This is a genomic window from Streptomyces sp. NPDC058525, from assembly GCF_042719495.1.
GTDB lineage: Bacteria > Actinomycetota > Actinomycetes > Streptomycetales > Streptomycetaceae > Streptomyces.
Genome location: NZ_JBHXNP010000111.1, coordinates 19,460 through 28,751 on the forward strand (window position 1 = coordinate 19,460; position 9,292 = coordinate 28,751).

The following is a 9,292-nucleotide window of genomic DNA, read 5'->3' on the forward strand; positions in this document are numbered from 1 at the left end:
GCCCGGCACCACCAGGCCGGCGTTGTCCGCGAGCTCGAAGCGGGTCCGGCCGGTGGTCGTGGCGAGTGTGCGGCAGGCCTGGGCGAAGTGTCATCGGCCGGCCTTGGGCCGGGCGGCCGCACCGTGGTCCACGGGCGGCAGGCCGGTCGGGGGGCCTGGTTCAGCGTCTCCCGGATCCGGTCTGGCGGGCCTGGCGGGGTCGCTCTCCGCGGTGTCGGGCCAGGCTGTCTGCAGGTGGGTGATGGTGCGCAGGGAGTCGGAGTGGAGGAGCACGATCCGGGCGATGTCCTGGCCTCGGTGGACGGTGACGTCCCGGTGGGGCCGAACCGCGATGGTCATGCCCCCGCGCTCCCCCATCCTGTTGACGGCTTCGGCGGGGATCACGCCGAGCGGGACGGTGAGGCCGTCCGGCGGGCCGTCGGGTGGGGGCATGACCATGAGGAAGGTGCCGGGAGGGATGGTGACGGCCCAGCCCAGGCGCCATTCGACGGTGCCCAGCCCGTTGGGCAGGAACATCGCTTCCCAGCCGTCGGCGGCGTTGCGGTAGTCGCCCAGGTGGAGCCAGGTGCTGTTGGCCGTGGCGATCCAGTCCTTGCCGCGCTGCCACATCCCCTGCCGGCCCAGGCTCCGGCCGACCTGGTGGGGGTCCTCGGTGTCGGGGACGGCCACATCGGTGTCGTCGAGGGGCTTCATGGTCAGGCGTGTGCCCGGTGCCGTGGACCCGACCGCTGCTATCGGATCGCGGCCGACGGGGCCTTGCGGGCGTGCAGGACGTAGGCCTCCAGGGGCAAGGGGGTGCGGTCGACAAGCTCCAGGCCGGCGTCGGCGAGCAGTCGGGCGTAGTGGTCGGTACGGCGCTCGCGGCCGCCGACGTTGCACATCATGTGGAGGTCCCAGGCCGTGGCCAGCGAGGGCGAGCCGTCGGTGGGAAGGAGCCGTTCGACGATCAGCAGGTCGGCGTGGGCGGGCATCGCGCGGGCGCAGTGGCGCAGGATCTCGCCGCACCGGGCGTCGTCCGAGTCGTGCAGTACGCGCGAGAGGATGTAGACGTCGCCGCCGTGGGGTACGTCCGCGAAGTCGCCGCTGCGGTAGTCGCAGCGAGCGCCGCAACCCATGCCGTCGAGCGAGCGTCGGGCGGCCTCGACCGCGTGGGGGCGCTCCAGGAGCGTGCCGCGCAGCTTGGGGTGTGCGGTGAGGATGCGCCCCAGGAGTGCCCCGTTGCCGCCGGCCACGTCGACGACGGTTCCGGGGGTGGGTGCCTGGGCCGCCGCCGTGATCACCGGGTGATCGGGGAGCGGCTCGAACACGCGTGAGCCCGCCGCCATGGACCGGGCGAAGAGCTCGGCGAGAGCGGGGTCGCGGGCGAAGTGGTCGAAGTGGTTCTCGCCGAAGAGGTGGTCGAAGGCCGGACGCCCGGTCCGTACGGTGTGGTCGAGGGCGCCGAAGGAGCGGTAGAAGGGGCCCGCGTACATCAGGGCCAGTGGGCGCATCGTGTCCGGGGTGTCCGCGCGGAGCAGGCTTCCGAGCGGGGTGAGTCGGAAGCCGTCCTGTTCTTCTTCGCCCTCGGCCACGACGTCGAGCATCGTGAGGTAGCGCAGGAGCGTGGCGAGGCTCTCGGGGTGGGTGGCCGTGCGCCGGGCGAGTTCCCGGGTGCTGGTGGCGGCGGCGGTGTCCATGGCCTCGGGCAGACGCAGCCGCGCGAACGTGGCCAGGGCTTGTGTGGTCCATGCTCCTGTGAGCAGGTGGAGGAGCGTTTCAGCGGGCCGGTCCGCACCGGGGTGCTCGTCGAGATGGGCCGCGAGGGCGTGGCGGTGGTCGCCGGACGCGTAGAGCTCGAAGCGCCGGTAGCGGCAGGTCGCGGCTGCGGGGGTGGTGAAGTACAGGACGGTGCCGTCCTCGTGCGGGTTGTACCCGCCGCCGTCGGGGCGGGCGCCGTGCCGGGTGAGCACTGCGCACAGACCGCGCAGCAGCAGCGTGTCGGGGGTCTCCAGCTCGAAGGCCAGGTGCGCCTCGTGGTCGCGGGCGCGTTCGTGCGCGGCGATCGGTTCCAGGTCCGATCCGGCGGGCACCGTCAGGGCGAACACCTCTACGGCGCGGCGCTCGCCGGCCGGGCCGTGGACGCGGGGGCGCAGGATGCGGACGTCGAGCTCGCGCGCGTCGCGGCGGTGGCGCCGGGCGAGCCGTTCCTGTACGACGACGCTCGGGTGGGACGGGGTGTAGGCGGCGAGCCCGCAGTCGGCGAGCTGGCTGCGCAGGTGTTGGGGGTCGCGCGGGAAGAGCAGCAGGCCGACATGGGCGAACCGGCAGTGCGCGGCGAGCGATTCCAGTTCCGGGCCGTGCAGGCCGGGCAGCAGGAGGGGCAGCAGGGTGCTGCTCTCGTGTTCCCGTACGAAGGCCGCTGCCGCGCGCAGACGGTCCGTGTCGTCGAGAAGCATCGTTTCGTCAATGAGCGCCGCGGCGGCGGAGGGCATCGCGGCTGCGGGCAGGTGGGGACCGTCGGGGAGAGTCGTCGTCATCGCGGTGGCTGTCCTCAGGATGGTGCTGGAGCGGAGCGGGGGGTGGTGGGGCGTGGGTTCACACGCCGACGTAGTTCTCGGCGAACCAGTCCTGGTGGGCGCGGGAGGTGCGCAGGGAGTCGAGGCGGGCGCGCCGCAGGGAGGCGTGAAAGAACGATCCGCCCGAGCGGTCCTGGTGGGGGATCGCGTGCAGCAGCAGCCCCGTCATCCACTGCGTGAACTCCTGTGCGCGCCAGATGTGTGCCAGGCACTGCGCCGAGTAGCGGTCCAGGGCTGCGTCGTCCCCGCTGGAGAGCGCCTCGGCCAGGGCTCCGGCCAGGATCTCCGCCTCCAGGACGGCCAGGTTCGCCCCCTTCGCCGCGGCCGGGGCGGTCAGGCTCGCAGCGTCTCCGGCGAGCAGGAGCGAGCCGTGGCGCAGTGATTCGACCACGTCGCACACCAGGTCGACGACGCCGCGCTCGATGATGGGCCCCCTGCGCAGCGGGCCGTGCTCCGCGGCCCGCATCCGCAGGTCGAGTTCGTCCCAGATCCGCTCCTCGGGCCAGGCGTCGGCAGGGGCTCCGCGTCGGCACTGGAGGTAGTAGCGGGTGACCTGCGGGCTGCGGGCCATGTGGCCGGCGAAGCCGCGGTCGTGGACGGCGTAGCCGACGGCGTCGAGGCTGGGCGGGGCTTCGGCGAGCAGTCCGAGCCAGCTCACGCCGTGGTCGTGGTGGTGGCGGACCGTGCCCGGCGGCAGGGAACGGCGGGCCGCGCCGTGTCGGCCGTCGCAGCCGGCGACGTACCGGGCGTCCCACCGGGTCGGGCTGCCGTCCGGCTCGCGGGTGGTGACGTACGGCCGGGTGCCGTCGGCGTCGTTGACGGTCAGTGCCTCGGTGCCGAAGCGGATCCGCCCGCCGGCGTCGAGGTAGCGCGTCAGGAGGTCGGTCACCAGGTTCTGCTGCGGGTAGACGGTGTGCTGCTCGCCACGGCCGAGGGCGCCGTAGTCGAGGCGGAAGCTGCCGTCCGCAGTGCGGAACTCGCAGGTGCCGTGGGTCTGTCCGTGGCGGTGCAGCCCGTCGGCGAGGCCGTGGCGGTCCAGGATCCGTACGGTGTTCGGCGCGAGGAACCCGGCCCGGGCCCGGGTTTGAATGTGGGAGCGGGCGGCGCGTTCGAGGACGACGCAGTCGATACCGGCGTCGAGCAGGAGGTTGGCCAGCACCAGGCCGGCGGGACCGGCTCCGAGGATGACCACATCAGCTGATTCACGTAACGCTCGGCAATTCCGATGTTCTGTCATGGCGCAGGAATCATAAGCACGGAAAACTCGCAGACGATCATGGCTAATTCGAATGCGGTAATAGAGTGAAAATAATTTGGAGTACCTGGCTGCCCCATGTCCCGCCCTGAGAGCGGACCGGCGGGTCCTGACCCGCGTCGGCGGAGTGTCGGCTGCCCGGCGGGCTGTCGGTGATCGATGGGCGATGTGTCGGCGGATGCTGGAACCGTGGGTGCCGAGTCGCCGGCGGAACAGTCGCAACCGCCCTCACCAGCAAGGGAGAGCCGCCGCCATGTCGTCCACACCCTCCGCCCCGCCCTGGAACGTCCAACGGCTGCCGCGTGCCGATGGCCGCGTTTTCCTGGTGACCGGCGGCAACGCCGGCATCGGGTACTTCGTCGCGGAGCAGTTGTCGGCGACCGGAGCCACCGTCGTACTCGGCAGCCGGAATCCCGCAAAGGTCGAGGCCGCCACTGCCTCGATCCGTGCGCGGGTGGCCGGTGCGCGGGTACGGGCCGTACGGCTGGACCTCGCCGACCTGTCGTCGCTCGAGACGGCGGTGGCATCGCTGGGGGTGGAGCGGCTCGACGCGGTGGTCCACAACGCCGGCGTGGCGCTGGACGACCCGCCGCGCAGGGAGACCGGGGACGGTCACGAGCTCATGTTCGGCACGAACCACCTCGGGCACTTCGCCCTGACCCGATGGCTGATGCCGCTGCTGTCGGCGGCGCCGGCGGCCCGCGTCGTGACCATGGGCAGCTTCGCGGCCAAGTCCGAACGACTCGACCTGGACGACCTGCAGTCCCGAACGGACTACCGGCCGGGGCGCACCTACGGACGCTCGAAGTTGGCACAGATGTACTTCGGCGTCGCACTCGACCGCCGCCTGCGCACGGCCGGCAGCACCGTGAGCAGCGTGGTGGTCCATCCCGGCGGCGCGCTGGACTCCCTGACTCCGTCACGGCCGCCGGTCCATACGCGAACCACCGGCGCCCTGCTGAGAGCCGCACCTGCGGCCCTCCTCGTGCAGGGCAAGCACGCGGGCGCATGGCCGGCGGTCCGGGCGGTGCTCGACCCGGCCGTGCGCGGAGGCCAGTTGTGGGGGCCCCGCGTCTTCGGCCTGCGCGGCGAGCCCCGACCAGAACCGATGTGGAACCACCTCGCCGACGCCTCCGCCGCGGCACGGTTGTGGGACGCAAGCTGCGTCCTGACGGGCGTCGACCCCGGGGCCGGTCCCGGAGATCCCTACCCGTAGGCACGGCACGCGCGCCGGCAGGAACCGGAGGGGTCCGCGATGGCGGCCGGCCTACTCGGTCAGCTCCTCGGGCGACATACGAGTGATCTTCCGTCCCTCTGCGGTCTCGACCAGGGTCAACGCGCCGATCCAGTCGCCGTCTTCGGGGTATTCCCAGTTGGCCGCGTCACAGAGCAGCGCCGGAAGCCGGTCACGAGGCACCAGCTCGCCGGGCTGGAACCCTTCCTGTCCGGCAGGGGAAGTCCACGGCGCGACCCTGCGCACCTCGATCCAGCCGCGGTCGACGAGACCGAGCAGAACCTGCGCCAGTTCGCCGACCGGCGAGGAGTGACCGGCTTCGTCGAGGTCACCCCAGACACCGGGCAGGATGTCGATCTCATAGGAATTGATCAGGAAGGCCCTTTCCGACTCGGTCAGGGCCTCCCACTCTTGCTTGCTCACACGGTCATCCTCGCAGACTGATCGAGCACGTGGGGTGCCGTATCGGCCGGAGATGATGACCAGGCCCTCCCGCGCGAGCTCCTTGACCGCCTTGCTGATGGTGTCGACGCTGACCCGGTACTCGTCGGCGAGGGTGGGCCGGTTGGGCAGCCTGCCCTCCATGCCTCCGCACGGTGGCCGCTTTCCTTCGCGGAAAGCGGCCACTCGCACGAATCTCGTGCCGCGAAACCGGGCGGGTTGTCCGTGTCGTGGGACCCCCGGCCGTCAGACGGCGATGCTGAGGGCCGCCGCCACCGCGAAGCCGGCCACCGACAGGACGGATTCCAGCACGGTCCAGGACTTGAGGGTGTCGCGCTCCGAGATCCCGAAGTACTTCGACACCATCCAGAACCCGCCGTCGTTGACGTGGGAGGCGAAGATGGAGCCCGCCGAGATCGCCATGATCACCAGGGCGAGGAAGGGCTGGGAGTGGCCGCCGCCCTCGACCAGCGGGACCACGATGCCGGCCGTCGCGACGATCGCGACCGTCGCGGAGCCCTGGGCCACGCGCAGGACCACCGAGATCAGGTACGCGAGCACGATCACCGGCAGCCCCATGCCGTCGAAGGTGTCCGCCAGGGCGCCCGCGATGCCGGAGCCCTTGAGGACCGCGCCGAAGACGCCGCCGGCGCCGACCACGAGCAGGATGTTGCCGACGGGCTTGAGGGAGGCGGTCGAGACGGTCTCCAGGGACTTGCGCGACCAGCCGCGGCGGATGCCGAGCAGGTAGTACGCCATCACCAGGGCGATCGTCAGCGCCACGAACGGGTTGCCGAAGAACTCGATGCCGGAGCGCAGCGTCGACGGGTCGAGCATGATCGAGGAGAAGGTGGCAGCCAGGATGAGCAGGAGCGGCGTACCGATGATGAGCAGGACGGTGGCCAGCGAGACCGGCCGTTCGGGCGGGGTGACTCCGGCCGTGCGCTGCTCGGCGGCGACCGCGGCCTTCGCCTCGTCGGCGGCTTCGACCATGTCCTGCGGTACGGGGACGAAGACGCGCTTGCCGATCCAGCCGGCGTAGGCCCAGGCGGCGAGCACGGCCGGCACGCCGCAGACGATGCCCATCGCGATGACCCAGCCGAGGGAGACGTCGAACAGTCCCGCCGCGGCGACCGGCCCGGGGTGCGGAGGCAGGAACGCGTGCGTCATGGACAGGGCGGCCAACAGGGGCATCGCATACAGCAGGATCGATTTTCCGGAGCGCTTGGCGGCCGCGTAGACGATCGGTGCGAGGACGAAGATGCCGACGTCGAAGAAGACGGGGATGCCGAAGATCAGACCGGTGAGGCCCATGGCCAGCGGCGCGCGCTTCTCTCCGAAGAGATTGAGGAGGCGTTCGGAGAGGACCTCGGCACCACCGGAGACTTCGAGGATCGCCCCGAGCATGGTGCCGAGACCGATGATGATCGCGACGTGCCCGAGTATGCCTCCCATGCCGCTTTCGATCATGGATACGGCGGCGGACTTCTGTACGGTGCCGAAGAGTTCGGTGACCGAGAGGCCGGCGCCGAGGCCGACGGCTATGGAGACCGCGAGGAGCGCCACGAACGGCTGGAGGCGCACCTTGATGATCAGGACGAGCAGGAGGGCGATGCCGAGGGCGGCCACGGTCAGCAGACCGCCCGTACCGCCGATGAAGGCCAGCAGGCCCCCGGTGTGAGGTGTCTCGGGGGGTGTGGAGGCGACAGGCAGCATGGGAACTCCGTTGTTCGCATGGGTGGGGGCCCGGCACTGGTTGCGGGGCGTGGGGTGAACACGGCGGATTCACGGCAGATTCACGGTGGGGGCGTGATGCTGGAGCTGAGGTGCGCGTGGTTCCTCGCGCGGCGGCCGGGCGGCGGCGGGTCGTCGGCCGCCCGGCCGCGGCGGGTCACGGGGTGGGGGCGGGGGCTGTCAGCCGAGGACGGCGAGCGCGTCGATCTCGATCAGCAGGCCTGCGGGCAGCCCGACGTACACGGTCGTACGGGCGGCGGGCGGCGCGGTGAGGCCCTGCTCCTCGAAGTAGGCGTTGTAGAGGGCGTTCATCTCCGCGAAGTGGTCCACGTCCGTGAGGTAGACGCGCATCATCATCACGTCGTCCCAGGTGGCGCCGCCCGCTTCCAGGACGGAGCGGACGTTGTCGAAGGTCTGGAGCGTCTGCTCGCGCAGGGTGGGGCCCGCGGGCGTCGGCGGCTCGCCCTCGACGGCGGGCAGGAAGCCGACCTGGCCCGCGACCTGGAGCAAGTTGCCCTTGCGCACGCCGTGCGAGAACTTCGCGGGCGGGGCGGTGTGGGTGGCCGGGGTGATGGCGGTCTTCTCGTGGTTCACGATGGTTCCGTTCATGGTGGTTTCGTTCACGGTGGTTTCGGTCATGGTGATTTCGGTGATCGTGGATCCGGTCATCGTGGATCCGGTCATGGTGGATCCGGTCATGGTGGTTCCGGTCATGGCGCGTGCTGCCCTTGCTCTTCCTTCCAGGGGCGGGTGCTGCCTCCCGCGCAGTCGAGGCCGACGGCGTCGGCGGCCGACCGCAGCACCGGGAGGAGGGCCAGCAGTTCGCGTTCGGGCAGTACGGCGGCCGGTGCGGACACCGACATCGCCGCGATCACGCGGCCGTCCGCGCCCCGGACGGGGGCGCCGATGCAGTTGATGGCCTCCTGGTGGCCGCCGAGGTCGGCGGCCCAGCCCTGCTCGCGTACGGTCGCCAGCTCGCGGAGGAACGCGGCCGGGTCCCGGGTCGAACGGGCTGTGTACAGGGGGTAGTCGAGGCCTTCGGCCAGGGCCCTGCGCTCCGGCTCGGGGAGGTCGGCGAGGAGCAGTTTCGCCACGGCCGCCACCGTGATCGCCACCGGCCTGCCGATCCGGGAGTACAGCCGGACCGGGTAGCGGGATTCGATCTTGTCGATGTAGACGACCGAGTCCTCCTCGTGCACGGCGAGGTGGACGGTGTGGCCGATCCGCTCGTTCAGCGCGACGAGGTGCGGGTGCGCGATCGAGCGGATGTCCAGCTGCTCCATCGCCCCTTGGGCCAGGGAGAACAAGCGGGCGCCGAGCCGGTAGCTCTGGTCGTCCTGGCGGTATACGAGGCCGTGTTCGCGCAGGGTGCGCAGCAGGCGCAGCGCCGTGGACTTGTGGACTCCGAGGTGGTCGGCGACGCGGCCGAGGTCGGCGGGGCCCTCGGCGAGCAGGGGCAGGATGCTCAGCGCCCGGTCGACGGACTGGCTCACGAGTGCGCTGCCCGTCCGCCGCCACCGGGCCGGGCGGCCGAAGTGTCCGCGCCCGGCGTCGCGGGGCGACGTACGCTCCAGCCCGCCGTGAGGTGCAGCTCGCGCCAGGTCCGGGCGTCCAAGGCGGCGAGGCGGTCGGCCAGTTCCCGGGGCGGGGGTGGGGCAAGGTCCTCGGCGCTGGTGAGGACGGACGCGGCCGCGAGGTGGCCGTGGCGTATCCGCTCCGGGATGGACAGGCCGCGCAGTTCGGCGGAGAGGTATCCCGCGGCGAAGGCGTCCCCGGCGCCGACGGAGGCGACCACGTCGACCGTGGGCGCGGGCTCGTGGACCGCGGTGTCGGGGCCGCCCGGAGCCGGGCGGGCGAAGACGGTGGCCCCGTCGGCGCCCTGCTTCACCACGAGCACCTCCGGCTCGGGCAGCAGCCGGCGGACCGACTCCGTGCCGCCGTCGGTTCCCCACAAGGCCTCGGCCTCGGCGGGGGCGGCGGCACCGGCGGGGCCGGCAACGGCGACCGCGGCGGCGGCGGTGACGTCGAACTTCTCCTCGAAGGCCTTAACGAACTCGGAGAGCTCGATGAGGG

Annotated in this window: 9 protein-coding genes; 1 reads left to right on the plus strand and 8 read right to left on the minus strand. The window is 71.7% G+C overall.

Annotated elements, in window-relative coordinates:
- Positions 1-90: 90 nt before the first annotated feature.
- From ACFWP3_RS35400 to ACFWP3_RS35410, 3 genes are all read right to left on the minus strand, one after another.
- Positions 91-693, minus strand: coding sequence for a hypothetical protein (locus ACFWP3_RS35400; protein ID WP_384229466.1), 603 nt, complete (start codon positions 691-693; stop codon positions 91-93).
- Positions 694-731: 38 nt separating this feature from the next.
- Entirely contained in the window at positions 732-2,471 is a 1,740-nt protein-coding gene (locus ACFWP3_RS35405) for a methyltransferase (RefSeq protein ID WP_384229482.1), read from the minus strand.
- Between the two features lie 103 nt (positions 2,472-2,574).
- Positions 2,575-3,747: a 4-hydroxybenzoate 3-monooxygenase gene (locus ACFWP3_RS35410; RefSeq protein ID WP_384229469.1), complete on the minus strand. Its 1,173-nt coding sequence runs from the start codon at positions 3,745-3,747 to the stop codon at positions 2,575-2,577.
- A gap of 316 nt (positions 3,748-4,063) precedes the next feature.
- Between ACFWP3_RS35410 and ACFWP3_RS35415 the strand changes: the two genes are divergently transcribed.
- Complete coding sequence (locus ACFWP3_RS35415; protein ID WP_384229471.1) at positions 4,064-5,026, plus strand: SDR family NAD(P)-dependent oxidoreductase; 963 nt, start codon at positions 4,064-4,066, stop codon at positions 5,024-5,026.
- Between the two features lie 51 nt (positions 5,027-5,077).
- Here the strand turns inward: ACFWP3_RS35415 and ACFWP3_RS35420 are convergent, their stop codons facing one another.
- The 5 genes from ACFWP3_RS35420 to ACFWP3_RS35440 form a co-directional block, all read right to left on the minus strand.
- Positions 5,078-5,629 (minus strand): hypothetical protein, encoded by a 552-nt coding sequence (locus ACFWP3_RS35420; protein ID WP_384229474.1) that lies wholly within the window; start codon positions 5,627-5,629, stop codon positions 5,078-5,080.
- A 102-nt stretch (positions 5,630-5,731) separates the two neighbouring features.
- Positions 5,732-7,201, minus strand: coding sequence for a GntP family permease (locus tag ACFWP3_RS35425; protein WP_384229476.1), 1,470 nt, complete (start codon positions 7,199-7,201; stop codon positions 5,732-5,734).
- A 198-nt stretch (positions 7,202-7,399) separates the two neighbouring features.
- On the minus strand, positions 7,400-7,828 hold the full coding sequence (locus ACFWP3_RS35430) for a RidA family protein (protein ID WP_384229485.1): 429 nt from the start codon (positions 7,826-7,828) through the stop codon (positions 7,400-7,402).
- A 101-nt stretch (positions 7,829-7,929) separates the two neighbouring features.
- The gene (locus tag ACFWP3_RS35435) at positions 7,930-8,712 is read right to left on the minus strand and encodes an IclR family transcriptional regulator (protein ID WP_384229479.1); all 783 of its coding nucleotides are present in this window, start codon (positions 8,710-8,712) and stop codon (positions 7,930-7,932) included.
- On the minus strand, positions 8,709-9,292 hold a 584-nt coding region (locus ACFWP3_RS35440), incomplete at its 5' end, for a PfkB family carbohydrate kinase (RefSeq protein ID WP_384229480.1). The genes ACFWP3_RS35435 and ACFWP3_RS35440, both read right to left, overlap by 4 nt.